At 63.3% G+C, this 14,722-nt stretch carries 12 protein-coding genes and 1 pseudogene; 5 read left to right on the forward strand and 8 right to left on the reverse strand.

Translation table 11 applies throughout. The features are described 5' to 3' along the window. Window positions 1-53 precede the first annotated feature (53 nt). Window positions 54-424: pseudogene (locus DESPR_RS07855) on the forward strand (GNAT family N-acetyltransferase). 56 nt (window positions 425-480) lie between these two features. Here DESPR_RS07855 and lpxB read toward each other — a convergent pair. The 7 genes from lpxB to DESPR_RS07890 all read right to left on the reverse strand — a co-directional run bounded on the left by lpxB (window position 481) and on the right by DESPR_RS07890 (window position 7,628). Then, window positions 481-1,683 carry a lipid-A-disaccharide synthase gene (lpxB, locus tag DESPR_RS07860; protein ID WP_015724270.1) on the reverse strand — a complete coding sequence of 401 codons (1,203 nt, stop codon included), beginning with the start codon at window positions 1,681-1,683 and terminating at the stop codon, window positions 481-483. 11 nt (window positions 1,684-1,694) lie between these two features. After that, window positions 1,695-2,699 carry a Gfo/Idh/MocA family protein gene (locus tag DESPR_RS07865; RefSeq protein WP_015724271.1) on the reverse strand — a complete coding sequence of 335 codons (1,005 nt, stop codon included), beginning with the start codon at window positions 2,697-2,699 and terminating at the stop codon, window positions 1,695-1,697. A 47-nt stretch (window positions 2,700-2,746) separates the two neighbouring features. Next, the gene (locus tag DESPR_RS07870) at window positions 2,747-3,454 is read right to left on the reverse strand and encodes an ABC transporter ATP-binding protein (protein ID WP_015724272.1); all 708 of its coding nucleotides are present in this window, start codon (window positions 3,452-3,454) and stop codon (window positions 2,747-2,749) included. After that, entirely contained in the window at window positions 3,447-4,235 is a 789-nt protein-coding gene (locus DESPR_RS07875; protein WP_015724273.1) for an ABC transporter ATP-binding protein, read from the reverse strand. Before DESPR_RS07875 ends, DESPR_RS07870 begins: the two co-directional genes overlap by 8 nt. A 24-nt stretch (window positions 4,236-4,259) precedes the next feature. Continuing rightward, complete coding sequence (locus tag DESPR_RS07880) at window positions 4,260-5,465, reverse strand: ABC transporter permease subunit (RefSeq protein ID WP_015724274.1); 1,206 nt, start codon at window positions 5,463-5,465, stop codon at window positions 4,260-4,262. Between the two features lie 13 nt (window positions 5,466-5,478). Continuing rightward, window positions 5,479-6,381, reverse strand: coding sequence for a branched-chain amino acid ABC transporter permease (locus DESPR_RS07885; protein WP_015724275.1), 903 nt, complete (start codon window positions 6,379-6,381; stop codon window positions 5,479-5,481). 122 nt (window positions 6,382-6,503) lie between these two features. Next, entirely contained in the window at window positions 6,504-7,628 is a 1,125-nt protein-coding gene (locus DESPR_RS07890; protein WP_015724276.1) for a branched-chain amino acid ABC transporter substrate-binding protein, read from the reverse strand. A gap of 231 nt (window positions 7,629-7,859) precedes the next feature. Here DESPR_RS07890 and lpxK point away from each other — a divergent pair, with 231 nt between their 5' ends. The 4 genes from lpxK to DESPR_RS07910 all read left to right on the forward strand — a co-directional run bounded on the left by lpxK (window position 7,860) and on the right by DESPR_RS07910 (window position 12,032). After that, window positions 7,860-8,936 (forward strand): tetraacyldisaccharide 4'-kinase, encoded by a 1,077-nt coding sequence (gene lpxK / locus DESPR_RS07895; RefSeq protein WP_043769857.1) that lies wholly within the window; start codon window positions 7,860-7,862, stop codon window positions 8,934-8,936. 256 nt (window positions 8,937-9,192) lie between these two features. Further along, window positions 9,193-10,188, forward strand: a complete 996-nt coding sequence (gene lpxC, locus DESPR_RS07900; protein WP_015724278.1) for a UDP-3-O-acyl-N-acetylglucosamine deacetylase — start codon at window positions 9,193-9,195, stop codon at window positions 10,186-10,188. Between the two features lie 168 nt (window positions 10,189-10,356). Further along, window positions 10,357-11,172 (forward strand): pyrroline-5-carboxylate reductase, encoded by an 816-nt coding sequence (gene proC / locus DESPR_RS07905; protein ID WP_015724279.1) that lies wholly within the window; start codon window positions 10,357-10,359, stop codon window positions 11,170-11,172. Then, window positions 11,169-12,032, forward strand: coding sequence for an NAD(+)/NADH kinase (locus tag DESPR_RS07910; RefSeq protein WP_015724280.1), 864 nt, complete (start codon window positions 11,169-11,171; stop codon window positions 12,030-12,032). The genes proC and DESPR_RS07910 overlap by 4 nt, the downstream gene beginning before the upstream one ends. A 28-nt stretch (window positions 12,033-12,060) precedes the next feature. On the opposite strand, the gene hrpB is transcribed toward DESPR_RS07910, so the two are convergent. Continuing rightward, a complete protein-coding gene (gene hrpB, locus DESPR_RS07915) occupies window positions 12,061-14,589 on the reverse strand; it encodes an ATP-dependent helicase HrpB (RefSeq protein ID WP_015724281.1) in 2,529 nt (842 codons plus the stop codon). Window positions 14,590-14,722: the final 133 nt, after the last annotated feature.

Raw genomic sequence — 14,722 nt, forward strand, 5'->3', positions numbered from 1 at the left:
GTCGATTCGTTCCTTATGGCTCGGCTGGTTTACGATATTGGTTTGTCTGAACCATGTCACTAACTCATCGTCCTGTCGCCGAGAGCGACATTGAGTGCATTTGCGGCTTTCCGCAAAGTGAGGATGAGCTGTTTTTCTTGTTTCCAGGGGCAACTTCTCGCTGACTGGATCGCAGTTGCGCAACGCCATTGCCCAGCGTTCGGCTGCAACGGTGGTCGCGCGCTCATCGAGCGGATGAGTGACGTGGCTTTCTCCAAATACCAGGCCGCCGAGGTAACAATCTCGTGCTTCAATCAAAACGTTGCCGGCCTGCTGCTGTACGCAAAACTGGGCTTTCGACCTTATGCCGTCGAGTAGCAGAACGACAACAAAGGGGAACCGGGTCGCGCTTCTTCACATGCGGTTGCCTGGCAATGCAGCCTGACGTGCGACCAAGAGCAATATTCCGCAAGCGCAGCGGCCTGGCCGACGAGTCTGCGGTTATGCGTCGCTCGCCATCAGGGAGGGGCGCTGACGGTCGGCCAGCACCTGGAGGGCGATATCGGCGGCCCGTCGCGATGCCCCCGGACCGCCCAAGCGCTCGCGCACTTCCCGCAATCCGGCGAGCATGCTCTGGCGGGCGACATCGTTGTCGAGCATGTTGCGCAGTTCCGAGGCGATCCGGCCGGGCGTGACCGCATCTTGCAGCAATTCGGGGATGATTTCCCGCTCGCCGATCAGGTTGACCAGGGAAAAGAAGCGTAAATTACGGATGAGCAACCGGCCGAGAAAATAGGTACGGGGCGAGACCCGATAGGTGGCCACCGTGGGCACGCCGAGGAGGGCCAGTTCGAGCAGCACCGTGCCCGAGGCGGCCACCACTGCGTCGCAGGCGGCCATCATCGCGTAGCGGCCCTCGCTGATCACCCGGTAATCGTAGCGACCCAGCCAGGCGGCCAGGCCGTGTTCGTCGAGCAGCGTGCGGCCGATGGTCGGCGCCAAGGGGATGAGGAAGGTGTAGGCCTGGGGATGGTCGCGGGCGAGTAGTTCGGCGGCGGCAAGAAAATCGGGCAACAGGGCCGCCACCTCCTTTCTGCGGCTGCCTGGCAAGAGACCAACCAGTTTCCGGGTCGGTTCGATCCGGTGCGCTGCCCGGAACTGGGCCGGACTCAGGTCAGGATGCACCGCATCCATCAGCGGGTGGCCGACGAAATCGACCCGCACGCCGTAACGGGCGTAAAAGGACTGCTCAAAGGGCAGGATGACCGCCATCCGGTCGGTCAACCGTTTGATGGTCCGCACCCGGCCCTTGCGCCAGGCCCAGACCTGCGGGCTGATGTAGTAAAACACCGGGATGCCGAGCTTCTTGGCCGATCTCGCCAGCAGCAGGTTGAAGTCCGGATAGTCGATCAGGATCAGTAACCCGGGGCGGCGGTCGCGCATGCGCTCGATCAGGGCACGGCGGGCGGCGAGGATATCACCCAGGTGGCTGAGGACCTCGAAAGCACCCACCACCGCCAGCTTGGCGGCGTCGCACAGCAGTTCCACCCCGGCCGCGTGCAGTTCCCGGCCGCCCATGCCGCAGAAGCGCAACTCTGGCCGCTGCTCGCGCATGGCCCGCACCAGATTGGCGCCGTGCAGGTCGCCCGAGGCCTCGCCGGCCACGATCATCACCTCCTGGGTATATCCGCCGTGGATGTTCATCGCCTGACCCGTCAATGGTGGAGGTAGGCCAGCAGGTCGGAGCGGCCCTCGTCGGCCAGGATCTGCTCGACCCGCCGACGGTTGCTCTCAATCTGCTCGACCACCTGCAGGGCCACGTCCAGGGCGCGGCGGCCCTCTTCACCGGCCACGGCCGGACGGCTACGGTCGCGCACATGCTGGACGAAATCGCGTAACTCCAGTTCCAGGGCATCCTGGTCCTGGAAGCCCGACTTGCTGATCTCCGGCACCGGTGCCGCGCCTGTTGCGCCGGGCTTGAGCCGCACCGACATCACCTCCTTCTTGCCGAAATCCACCGACAAATACTGGCCGGGTTGGAAGATGCGCATCCGCCGCATGTTGTCCATGGAGATACGGCTGACCGTAATGTTGGCGGTGCAGCCGTTGGCAAAGATGAGGCGGGCGTTGGCGATGTCGGTGTGCTGGGTGACCACCGGCGCACCGGCGGTGAGGATGGAAACGATCGGCGCCTTGACGATGGATAGGACGATATCGATGTCGTGAATCATCAGGTCGAGCACCACATCGACATCCGTGCCCCGCTCCTTGAACACGGCGATGCGATGCGCCTCGATGAACAGCGGATGGGTGAGCAGCGGCTGCATGGCCAGCACCGCCGGGTTGAACCGCTCCAGATGGCCGACCTGGAGAATCCGCCCGTGCTCGCGGGCCAGATGGATCAGATCGTCGGCTTCGCTCAGGGTGGTGGTGATCGGCTTTTCCATCAGCACGTCGATACCCTGCTGCAGGCAGACCTTGCCCACTTCGTGATGGAGGCTGGTCGGCACCACGATGGACACCGCATCCACCTGGGGCAACAACTCCCGGTAATCGGCAAAAGAGGCGGTGGAGCATTCCTCGGCGATTTGCCGTGCCCGCGCCGGATCGGCATCGGCCACCCCCACCAGGTCGACATCCTCCATGGCCGCGTATTTTTGGGCGTGAAAACGGCCCAGGTATCCAACTCCAATCACTCCAACCTTCATTGTCTTGCTCATGTCCTTCCTGTTCTGTTCCCGGCTGGACTGCAAAATGCAGCCTGCATTCAAATGCCGAGATAGGCTTGTTGTATGGCAGGATTGCCGAGCAGCGCCGCTGCCCGGTCCTGCATGACGATGCGGCCATTTTCCAGGACATAGCCCCGATCCGCCACTTGCAGGGCGAGATTGGCGTTCTGTTCCACCAGGAAAATGGTCGTGTGGTGTTCCCTGTTGATCGTGGTGATAATGGTAAAAATTTGTTTGGTCACCAGGGGCGCCAGCCCCATGGACGGCTCGTCGAGCAGCAGCAGTCTTGGCCGGGCCATGAGTGCCCGGCTGATGGCCAGCATCTGTTGCTCGCCGCCGGAGAGGGTGCCGCCCGGCTGGTGGCGCCGCTCGGCCAAAATCGGGAAGAGGCTGTAGCACATCTCCCGGTCCGCGGCGATCGCCTTGCTGTCCCGGCGGAGGAAGGCACCCATGTCGAGGTTTTCGGCCACGCTCAGCGCGGGAAAGATGTGCCGTCCCTCGGGAACCTGACAGATGCCCAGCCGGACGATCCCGTCCGGGGCCTTGCCAGTGATCGCTTGTCCTTCAAACACGATCTCGCCCCGCCGCACCGGCACGATGCCGCTGATGGCCATCAGGGTGGTGGACTTGCCCGCGCCGTTGGCACCGATCAAGGTGACGATCTCGCCCTGGCTGACGGTGAGGCTCACGCCGTGCAGGGCCTGGATGCTGCCGTAGAATGCGTCGACCTCACGGAGCTCAAGCATGGATGCTTTCCTCGCCGAGATAGGCCCGGATCACCGCCGGGTTGTGCCGCACCTCCTCGGGCGAGCCCTCGGCGATCTTGCGGCCATAATCCAGGACAAAGATGTGGTCGGAGAGGCGCATCACCAGTTTCATGTCGTGCTCGATCAGCAAGATGGCCGTGCCATCGTCCCGAATCGAGCGAATCAGTTCGTTGAGTTCCAGTGTTTCCTGCGGGTTCATGCCGGCCGCCGGTTCGTCGAGCAACAGCAGCAGCGGCTCAGTGGCCAGGGCCCGACCGATCTCCAGCCGCCGCTGAGCCCCATAGGGCAGATGCTTGGCGAACTCGTCGGCCTGATCCGCCAGGTCGATCCGCTCCAGCAAAGCAAGGCTCATGCCAACAATGGCCTTTTCTTCGTGCCGCACCGCCGGCGGGCGGAAGATGGCCCCGAAGACCGTTGCATGGGTGCGGCAGTGGCGACCGATCATCACGTTCTCGAGCACGGTCATGTTGGGGAAAAGGCGGATGTTCTGGAAGGTGCGCGCCACTCCCTGCGCGGTGATCTGGTTGGGCTTGAGTCCATTCAACCGTTTGGGTGCTTGGCCGGGCGGAGTCAGCAGCAGTTCGCCGCCGGTGGGGGCGTAGATGCCGGTCAAGCAGTTGAACAAGGTGGTCTTGCCGGCGCCGTTGGGGCCGATCAGGGCCGCGATTTCTCCCGGATGGAGGCGGAGATCGAGATGATCCAGGGCACGGATGCCGCCGAAATCCATGGTCAGGCCGCTGACGGTGAGGAGTGGGTCCATGGGCTGTGTCAAAAGTGCAACAAATTATCGGTTGACTGTGTAGCTTCGGCGCACCGTGGCCACGATGCCCTGGGGCCGGAAGACCATCATCACCACCAGAACGGCGCCGAAGGCAAGCATGCGGTAGTCGGCCACGGCACGCAGGTATTCGGGCAGGAGGATCAGCACCAGGGCGCCGACAATCACCCCGACGATCGAACCCATGCCGCCCAAGACCACGATGCAGAGGATGATCGCCGACTCGAGAAAGGTGAAGCTGGCCGGGTTGACAAAGGTGGTCTTGGCAGCGAAAAAGACCCCGGCCATGCCCGCCCAGGTGGCCCCGAGGGCAAAGGCGGTCAACTTGGTCCGGGTCTTGTCGATGCCCATGGCCTGGCAGGCGATGTCATCCTCGCGCAGGGCGTACCAGGCCCGGCCGATGCGCGAGTTTTGCAGCCGATTGATCATGAAGATGGTGAACAGCACCATGAGGATCATTAGATAATACAAATAGATGATCGAGGCCTCCAGCGACAGCTCAATGCCGAACAGGCCAGGGCGGGGGATGTTGGCGATGCCGCTTGGGCCTTGGGAGAATTCGGTCCAGTTCTCCAGCACCAGGCGGATGATCTCGCCGAAACCGAGGGTGACGATGGCCAGATAGTCGCCGCGCAACCGCAGCACCGGAAAGCCGAGCAGGATGCCGAACAGTGCGCCCAGCAGGCCGCCGATGGGCAGCACGGTCCAGAAGCCGAGGCCGAAATGGAGGTGGAGCAAGGCGTAGCTGTAGGCGCCGACCGCATAGAAGGCCACGTAGCCGAGGTCGAGCAGTCCGGCCACGCCGACCACGATGTTCAAACCCAGCCCCAGCACCACGTACATCAGGGCCGTGCTCATGATGTTGACCTGATAGGTGGAGAAGAGGGTGGGGAAGGCGAGGAAAAAGAGGGCGCCGATACCGAGCAGCGGAAGGGTGACGGCGCGTTGCGCCAGCAGACGCGGCAGCAGGGGAGGGGTCTCCTGCGCCAGGCCCAGGCGGATGCGTTCCCGACGGGCGGCGCGAAAGGCGAGAAGCAGGCGGGAAGCCACGAAGAGGCCAAAGCTCACCCCGCCGACCCAGGCCAGATTGGACCAGCGCCAGAGGATGCTCTTTTCCACCGGATTGACCTTGATCACCAGCAGGGGAAAGGTGAGAAACATGAACCACAGGGCTGTGAGCAGGGCCTGGCGGAAATCCTTGACAGTCAGCATGGGCATCGAACGGTTAGACTTTTTCCACTGCCGCCTTGCCGAGCAGTCCGGCAGGACGGAAGATCAGGATCAGCACCAGCAGGGAGAAGGCGAATACGTCCTCATAGTCGCTGCTCACATAACCGGTGGCAAAGGCCTCGGTCAGGCCGAGGACAAAACTGCCCAGCACGGCACCGGGAATGGAGCCGATGCCACCGAGCACTGCGGCGGTAAAGGCCTTGATGCCGGCGAGGAAGCCGATAGAGAAGTTGATCTGGCCGATGTGCGAGGCAATGAGCAGACCACCGATGGCGGCCAGGGCCGAACCGAGGACAAAGGTGATCGAGATGATCCGGTCGACATTGATCCCGACCAGCAGCGCCATGGTGCGGTCTTGGGCCGTGGCGCGCATGGCCTTGCCGGTGCGGGTGCACTTGATCAGCACGGTCAGGAACAGCATGACCACGGCCGAGACCACCAGGATGGCCAGGTCGGTGGAGCCGATGATGGCGGCATAGGGCTCGAGCAAGGCAAAATCCGGAATCAGGGCCGGAAAGGGCAGGAAGTCCGAGGTCTGGGCCAGGAGGACATAATTCTGCAGGAAAATCGACATGCCGATGGCCGAGATCAAGGGCGACAAACGGGGGGCGTTGCGCAAGGGCCGGTAGGCCAGCCGCTCCACGGTGTAGCCGTAGGCCCCGGCCCAGACCACGGCCGCCAGCGCGGTCAGAACAAGGATGGCCGGCAGCGGCAGGCCGAGGATCGAGAAGACGGTCGAGGCGATCAGGGCGGTGAAGGCGCCGATCATGTAGATCTCGCCATGGGCGAAGTTGATCAGGCCGATGATGCCGTAGACCATGGTGTACCCCAGGGCGATCAGGGCGTAGATGGAACCCCGGGTCAGACCACTGAACAGCAGTTCGATGAAGTAGTCCATGGAAATCCTCTTGCAAACGGGTCGGGCTTGAAGGGCGCGGCAACCCCAGCGGGCGCACAAAACATCAATGCCTGGGACCGCAGCGGCGATTCCAGGCATTGGCAGGTTGGCATGGGCGAGCGTTACTGGACTTGCACGTATTGGCCGTCCTTGACTTGATAGATGGAAAAGCCGATGCCGATCGGTTCGCCCTTGGCGTCGAACTTGATATGGCCAAACGGGGTGGCCACCTCCTCGCTGCGCAGCGCCTGGGCCACGGCCTCGGGATCGGTGGAGCCGGCCTTGGCCAGGGCATGGGTCAGGGCCAGGGTGGCGGCGATGGCGTTGTCGAAAAAGGCGCCGGGATCGGTACCCTCGGCCTGTTTGAATTTGGCGCGATACTCCTTGGTGATCGGATTCTGGGAGACGTCGGCCGGTCCGGTGGCGTAGACGCCCTCGGCATCCTTGCCCGCGACCTTGATGAAGGTGTCGTCCTTGACGCCGTCGTCGGAGACAAAGGGGATGGTCATCCGCTTCTGCCGCATCTGACCGACGACCTTGGAGGCCTCCGGATGGTAGCCGCCGAAGATGACCGCCTCCGCACCGGAGCGCTTGATCTTCTGCACCACCGCCGAATAGTCGACCGCGCCGGGCGTGACCCCTTCAAAGAGCACCACCTCGCCCTTGCCGCCGCTCTGCTCGATGAAGGTTTTGGCGTACTCGGCCAGCCCCTTGCCGTAGTCACCTTTATCGTGGATCACGGCAATTTTCTTCACTTTGAGGGTGCCTAGGGCGAAATCCACCTGGGAACGGGCCTGGGCGTCGTCACTGGCGATGGTGCGGTAGAAGTTGGGGTACTCGCCGCTCTGGGTGAGTCCGGGGGTGGTGGCCGAGGGAGAGATGACCGGCACCTTGGCGGCGCGGTAGATGGGCAGGGCGGCTTTGGTCGGACCGGAGCAGATATGGCCGATCACCGCCTTGGCGCCGTTGGAGATCAGTTTCGTGGCGGTGTTGGTGGCGATTTCCGGCTTGCACATGTCATCCTCGATCAGCAATTCCACCGGCGCGCCGTTGATGCCGCCTTTGGCGTTAATCTCTTTGACAACAAGTTGGGCAGCCTTTAAAGTCGGCAGGCCGTAGGAGGCCAGGTCGCCGCTGTGGGCGCCGGCCACGCCGATCTTGACCGCTTCGGCGGCCAGGGCATTGACGCTCAGGCCAATGGCCAGGATACTAGCAGCAAACAGGGTGAAGGGTGGGACACAACGCATTGTGGAGACACCTCCCGGTCGGGTCAGGTTGCAAACGATCTTGTCTTTTTCGAGTGTGCCCATTTTTTACCCCATTGAGATAATTTTGCACTAAAAATGACCGGATGGCAGGTCTGGCGGACCGGCGCGCACCCTGCGGGAGGTTTGCCGCTTCGGTGCCACGGTGAAGGAGCCGTGGACCGCTTCCCCTATCTCCATCGTGGTCCGTCGACGGGAGCTGTTGTGCACGACATGAAGCAATCAACCGCGTTTTATTTTGCCTTGGGCCGGCCATTGAGCCCGATCTACAGCCTGGCCATGCGCCTGCGCGAGACCCTCTACCGTCGGGGCGTGCTCCGCTCTTACCGGCTGGCCGCACCGGTGGTCAGCGTCGGTAACCTGACCTTGGGCGGCAGCGGCAAGACGCCGATGGTTCAGTACCTGGCCCGGCTGCTGCAAGACAACGGCTTCCACCCGGCGATCATCAGCCGCGGCTACGGCGGACGGGCGAAAGGCGCCATCAACGTGGTGTCCGACGACAAGAGTCTGCTGCTCGATGCCGAGCAGGCCGGCGACGAACCGCGTTTTTTGGCCGAAACCCTGCCGGGCGTACCGGTGCTGACCGGTATTGTCCGCCGGCTGCCGGCCCAGCGTGCCGTGGAGATGGGAGCCGATGTCCTGTTGCTGGACGACGGTTTTCAGCATCTGCAAATCAAGCGCGATGTCAACCTGGTGCTGTTCAACACCGACCGGCTGGCCGGCAACTCGCGGGTCTTCCCCGGCGGCGACCTGCGTGAACCAGTGGCCGCGCTCAAACGGGCCACCGGTTTTGTCATGACCGGCGTCCATGCCGGTAACCGGGAACGGGCCGACCGGTTCGCCGACCTGCTGCGCCATCGCTTTCCCGGTATTCCGGTCGTCCAAGCCGGGTATGGGGTGGAAGGGCCGGTGCGGCTCGCCGCCTCGGGCATTCTTGAACCGGCAGCCGCCGACATTCTGGTCCAGCACCCTTTATTTGCCTTTTGTGGCATCGCCCACCCCGAATCCTTCCGCCAGACGCTCATCGCACAGGGGGCGGTGCTGGCCGGTTTTCATCCCCTGGACGACCACCAGCGCTATTCGTCGGCCGTGATCGAGCGGCTGGCCAATCGCGCCCGTCAATCCGGCGCCCAGAACCTGATCACCACCGAAAAGGATCTGGTCAAGCTGGCTCCCCATGTCGAGGCCCTGTCCCTGCCTGTGTTCGGGTTGCGGATGCGGGTGGAGGCAGAGGAGCCGTTAGCGCGGAACATCCTTTCGGCGGTCCGTTCCTGGAGCGGCCACGATTGATCCCTCTTGCCAACTGTGTAAAAAAAACAACATTCGCCCGGAGTTGTCCGGAATGTGTTTTTTTTGCCACATCTGTGTCGAGGCCCCTGGGCCATCAATCTGCTACTTCTGCGGTCTATTTTTTTGATTTGGTATAATTTTTTGAATTTTGTACCACCATGTAATATTTGTCGACCAGTTGGATCGCAATTTGCATAGTTTATAGATATATAGACAATATTGCCCTCTTCTTTCACAGAGTTTACAGTAGGTCACCATGGCATCTCACATAGAGCCGCATCAATATACAGTAAAACGAACCGTCAGTTGCTGCGGTGTTGGACTGCACACCGGACGCACCGTCAACCTGACCATCAGTCCCGCGCCGGCGAACAGCGGCATCCAGTTCGTCCGTTCCGATCTGGCCGGCCGACCCACCATTCCAGCCCGGGTTGAACGGGTGGTGGATACCACCTTGGCCACCACCATCGGCGACGGACGCAATAAGATTTCCACCACCGAGCACCTGATGGCCGCCCTGCGCGGCTGCGGCATCGACAATGCGGTGATCGACCTCGATTCCCACGAGGTGCCGATCATGGATGGCAGCGCCGGACCCTTTACCCGCTTGCTCAAGACCGCCGGTTTGCATCGCCAGCAGGCCCTGCGCAAAATGCTACGCATCACCCGGCCGCTCAGCTATGTCGACGGCAACAAATCGATCCGTATCGAACCCTATGACGGGTTCAAGGTATCGGGACGCATTCAGTTCGACGACGCCCTGATCAGCGAGCAGCGCTACTCGGTGGAGGTCAACCCCGAGCGGTTCACCAAGGAGATCGCCTCGGCCCGCACCTTTGGCTTTGTCGAGCAGGTGGAACAATTGTGGCAAAATGGACTCGCCCTTGGCGGCACCCTGGACAACGTCATCGCCATTCACTGGAACCGGCGTTCGATTCTGAACGAAGATGGTCTGCGGTTCGACGACGAATTCATCCGCCACAAGGTGTTGGACGTGATCGGCGACATCGCCCTGCTCGGTTCGCCGGTGCTTGGCCATGTGATTGCTGATCGGTCCGGACACAGTCTGCATTTGGGACTGATGCGCACCATCATCGACAACCCCCACAGTTGGGAGTATGTCACCTTCCAGAAACGAGGCGAGTCCCTGTTGCGCCAGGTAGTGCAGTCCACCCAGAATTCTGGGCACCGGTTCGCCCCTTTCTTTGCCCCGGTCAACGAGTCGTTGCCTCAGCAGGCCTGCGCGATGTAAGCGTTCCCCTGTTTCTGTCGTACGCACAGCCGCCGGATCCCTCCGGCGGCTTTTTTTTGCCCCGGAGCAACGCGGTTTAGGTTCTGCGGTTGTCGGCCCGGAGGAAGATGCGTATAATAGCACGTTATTGCCTCTTCGTTCCCATTGTATCGTTCTCACAGGAGAAATATGCGTTCATCGATAGACACCCTTGGTTTTGTCGGCGGCGGTCAGATGGCCGAGGCCATGATCCGCGGCATTGTGGCCAGTGGCCTAACCACCGCGGAGAAGATAATGGTCGCGGAACCGTCGGTGTTCCGCCGAGATGCCCTGCTCAATCAATACGGGGTGGTCTGTACCAGCGAGGCGGAAATGCTCTGCCACTCCTGCAAGGTCCTGGTGCTGGCAATCAAGCCCCAGCTCGCGGCCACGGTGCTGGCCGAGTACCGCCCCTTCCTCACCTCCGAACACCTGGTGATCTCGATCATGGCCGGCGTGACCCTGCACACCCTGGCAGGATGGCTTGGTGACACAATTCGTCTGATCCGGGTGATGCCCAACACGCCGGCCCTGGTGCTGGCGGGCGCCACCGCCTTCAGTCCCAACCATCATGTCACTGATCAGGATCGGAAAACCGCGTCAGCGCTCTTTTCCGCCGTGGGCTCCTGCGTCGAGGTGCCGGAGAGCCAGCTGGACGCGGTCACCGGCCTGAGCGGCAGCGGTCCGGGCTACGTGTTCACCTTTATCGAGGCCATGATCGATGGCGGCGTGCTCGCCGGCCTGCCCCGGCCGGTGGCCGAGCAGCTGGTCTTGCAGACTGTCTACGGTTCGGCCAAGCTGGCCCTGGAGACCGGCGACCATCCGGCGGTGTTGAAAGGCAAGGTGACCTCGCCTGGCGGCACCACCATCGCCGGGATTCAGGTGTTGGAGGATGGCGCCCTGCGGGGCGTGGTCATGGGGGCGATCGAGGCGGCCACCGAACGTTCGCGGGAGTTGGGCGCATGAAGATCGGCCATGCGGGAATCGTCACCCGTCCAGACAGTCCGGAGGTGGAGCAGATCGGCCGCGAGGTGATCGCTTGGTTTGCCGAGCGGGGAATCAAGGCGGAACTGAACCGGATCGACGCGGCCATGGACGTGCTGATCGTGCTCGGAGGCGACGGCACCCTGCTCCATGTGGCCGGCGAGGCCAGCCGCCATCAGCTGCCGGTGCTCGGGGTCAATCTCGGCAACCTCGGTTTCCTCACCGAGGTGGCGGCCGACGAGATGTATGAGGCCCTGGAAACCTTGCTGTTCGAGGATGAGGTGCGGATGGAGCGGCGGATCATGCTCACCGCCGCCTTCATCAACGGCGCCACCGGCCAGAAAAGCCCATCGGTCCACGCCCTCAACGAGGTGGTGATCGTCAAGAAGAGCACCGAGGCCATGATCCGCCTGCGCTGCTGGGCCGATCGGGAATATGTCACCACCTACCGCGCCGACGGTCTGATCATGGCCACGCCCACCGGTTCGACCGCCTACAACCTCTCGGCCGGCGGGCCGGTGGTCCACGCCGAGCTCGACGCCATCGTTGTCACCCCCATCTGTCCCTTCATGCTCGAATCACGGCCGGTGCTACTGGGCTCGCAGCACAAGGTCACCACCCAGCTGCTGGCTCCTGCCGGTCAGGTCAAGGTGATCGTCGACGGCGAGCTGCAGTGGACCATCACCGAAAACGACTATCTGCTGGTGCAGAAGGCCTCCAAGCCGCTGCTGATCATCAGCTCGCCGTGGAAGAGCTATTTCAATATCCTCCGCAGCAAGCTCAACTGGGGCGGCGCCAGCGTCGACCTGCCGCTGCCGGAAAAGGTCTGCAAACACTGCTGATTTTCTTGATGTCGTCCATCCTCCAGCCCTATCCGGGCTGGTTCCTGCGTTTCCCCCCCCTGGTGGCTTCGGCGACCAGGGGGTCATCGGGCCAAAAGTGCTTGGGGTAGCGGCCCTTGAGTTCCTTTTTCACCTCCGTGTAGCCCCGCCGCCAGAATCCGGCCAAATCGGTGGTCACCTGAATGGGTCGCCGGGCCGGGCTGAGCAAGTGGAGCACCAGTGCCAGCTGGCCGTCGCAGACCGTGGGCGTCTTGCTCTGGCCGAACATTTCCTGAATGCGCACCGCCAAGATCGGCGGTCCATCGAGGCGGTAGTCGATACGGATCCTTGATCCGCTGGGCGCGGTGAAGGTCTCCGGCGCCAGCCGTGCCAGCCGCTGCTGCCCCTCCCATCCCAGCATACTGGCCAAGATCCCCTTGAGGTTGATCCGGGTCAGCTGGTCGGCCCGGGTGATGCCGTTCAGGTACGGTTCCAGCCAGCCAAGATCGCGAAAAAGCGCTTCGTCGCTCACCTCCGGCCAACCTGCCTGCGGTTGCCAGGCACGGACGGAGTGGATCCGCGCCTGCAGCTGCCGCGATTCCCGATCCCAGGGCAGACAGCCGCTGCCCATCCGAGCGATGCCCTCCATCAGGGCGGCCCGGCCGGCCTCTGGATCGATGTCCGCGAGCGGGCTTTCCTCGACGATAATCGCCCCCACGCGTACCTGCCGGACCGCCATCACCCTGGCGCTGGCCGTGTCCCAGCACACCCGCTGCTCGGTGGTCAGCAGTTGACGATGCTGCTCGCGGATGTCCGCAATCTCCACTCCTTCGGCGAGAAAAATTTTTCCTTCCCTGGAGCCGGCATCGACATGCGGCACCACCAGGTACTCGTTGGTGGCCAGCGGATCGGCCGGATCCAGGAGGACTCCGCGGCCGTTGGCCAGTTGGTAGCGGCCTCGTTGCCCCGGCCGCCTACGGGCGATGCATTCGGGATAGGCATGCACAAGCAGGGCGGCAACGGCTAACGGGTCATGGCCGGTCGGTGGGCAGCCAAGCAGTTGCCGCCATTGGCCGGCCGCTTGATCAATCCGGCGGCAACGCTGGGGATCGATGCCCCCCTCACGCGCCGCCCGCTCGCCTTTGTCGCGCCACTGGGCTAAAAGAGTGAGCCGTACGCCAAGATCGGCCGAGGCCTGGGGATGATCCCGTGGCAGCAGGTCTCGTTCCGAGAGCAGGGCCGCCAGGTCGCAGGCCAGGGCACCCTGGCCATTCTCCCTCGCGATGAGCAGCATGCGCCCCAAACGCGGATGCAGGGGCAGGCCGGCCATCTGCCGCCCCAGGGAAGTGACGCGGCCAGACTCATCGATCGCCTCCAAGGCCCGAAGCAATAGTCGGGCCTGCTGCAGGGCGCCGCTGCGGGGCTGATCGAGCCAGCGCAGTTCGCCGGCGTCAAAAACACCCCACAGGGCCAGTTCCAGGGCCAGCGGGGCGAGGTCGGCATGCACTATTTCCGGAGGATGAAAGGCTGGTAGGCTGTGGTGCTCCTCCCTGGTCCACAGACGCAGACAGTGGCCTGGGCCGAGACGTCCCGCCCGCCCAGCCCGCTGGCGCGCCGAGGCTCGGGAAACCCGGACCGTGGTCAGCCTGCTCAACCCGCTACCTGGATCAAAGGTGGGCCGCCGTGACCAGCCGCTGTCAACCACGCACCCCACGCCCTCGATGGTCAGGCTGGTTTCGGCGATCGAGGTGGCGAGAATGATCCGCCTCCTGCCTTGCGGATCGGCGAGCAAGGCGCGGTCTTGTTCCTTTTGGGGCAGGTCACCGAACAGCGGCAGGATCAGCAGGTCGCGGCAGGACGGATCTCCGGCGAGCAGGTGAAGAGCGTCCCTGATTTCGCCTGCGCCGGGGAGAAAGGCCAGCATATCGCCCTGCTGTCGCGGCAGTGCCTGGAGGATGCCTTGGGCGGTGATTGCGCCGATCCGTCCTCGGGGTGGCCGCTGCAGATAATCGATGCCCACCTGGTGCTCGGCCCCCTCGGCGACAACGACGGGTGCCTCGCCCAACAACCGGGCGATCGCTTCGGTCTCCAGGGTGGCGGACATCACCAGCAGGCGCAGGTCGTCCCTGAGTTGGCAGAGATCAAGGCACAGGGCCAGGGCCAGGTCGGCGTGGAGGGAGCGCTCGTGGAACTCGTCGAAGATGACTAGCCCCACGTCGGCAAGGGCGGCGTCGTGCTGGAGTCGCCGGGTAAGGATGCCTTCGGTGACCACCTCGATGCGGGTCTGCGGCGAGATGCAACGGTCAAAACGGATCTGGTACCCCACGCGCTGGCCGAGTCGCTCGCCGAGCAGGGCGGCCATCCGGGAAGCCGCTGCCCTGGCCGCCAACCGGCGGGGTTCGAGGAGGATGATCTTCCTGTTGGCCAGCCAAGGCTCGTCGAGCAGGGCAAGGGGCACAATGGTGGTTTTGCCCGAGCCCGGCGGCGCGGCCAGGACCGCCGAACCGGCTGCCAAGGCATGTTTGATCCGGGGCAGGGCCGAATCAATCGGCAGGGACGCGAAAGGGGAGGAAGGCATGGGGGATCACCAAAAAAACGGGCAGAGGCGGCAGGTCGATACAGTTGGCGGCGGAACGAATCAGGACAGCTCCAGGAAATCAGGGGCCAGTGGTCCTGGCGGTCATTTTTTGCATCCGTCAGGAGCAAAAGCG

The sequence above is a fragment of the Desulfobulbus propionicus DSM 2032 genome (assembly GCF_000186885.1).
GTDB classification, from domain to species: Bacteria; Desulfobacterota; Desulfobulbia; order Desulfobulbales; family Desulfobulbaceae; genus Desulfobulbus; species Desulfobulbus propionicus.

Bases quoted from the DNA above. Each gene is read 5' to 3' on its own strand.
- hrpB (WP_015724281.1), bottom strand. From the start codon at position 14,589: ATGCCTTCCTCCCCTTTCGCGTCCCTGCCGATTGATTCGGCCCTGCCC.
- lpxC (WP_015724278.1), top strand. From the start codon at position 9,193: ATGGCATCTCACATAGAGCCGCATCAATATACAGTAAAACGAACCGTC.
- DESPR_RS07870 (WP_015724272.1), bottom strand. From the start codon at position 3,454: ATGCTTGAGCTCCGTGAGGTCGACGCATTCTACGGCAGCATCCAGGCC.
- DESPR_RS07875 (WP_015724273.1), bottom strand. From the start codon at position 4,235: ATGGACCCACTCCTCACCGTCAGCGGCCTGACCATGGATTTCGGCGGC.
- lpxB (WP_015724270.1), bottom strand. From the start codon at position 1,683: ATGAACATCCACGGCGGATATACCCAGGAGGTGATGATCGTGGCCGGC.
- DESPR_RS07865 (WP_015724271.1), bottom strand. From the start codon at position 2,699: ATGAGCAAGACAATGAAGGTTGGAGTGATTGGAGTTGGATACCTGGGC.
- lpxK (WP_043769857.1), top strand. From the start codon at position 7,860: ATGAAGCAATCAACCGCGTTTTATTTTGCCTTGGGCCGGCCATTGAGC.
- DESPR_RS07910 (WP_015724280.1), top strand. From the start codon at position 11,169: ATGAAGATCGGCCATGCGGGAATCGTCACCCGTCCAGACAGTCCGGAG.
- DESPR_RS07880 (WP_015724274.1), bottom strand. From the start codon at position 5,465: ATGCTGACTGTCAAGGATTTCCGCCAGGCCCTGCTCACAGCCCTGTGG.
- proC (WP_015724279.1), top strand. From the start codon at position 10,357: ATGCGTTCATCGATAGACACCCTTGGTTTTGTCGGCGGCGGTCAGATG.
- DESPR_RS07885 (WP_015724275.1), bottom strand. From the start codon at position 6,381: ATGGACTACTTCATCGAACTGCTGTTCAGTGGTCTGACCCGGGGTTCC.
- DESPR_RS07890 (WP_015724276.1), bottom strand. From the start codon at position 7,628: ATGCGTTGTGTCCCACCCTTCACCCTGTTTGCTGCTAGTATCCTGGCC.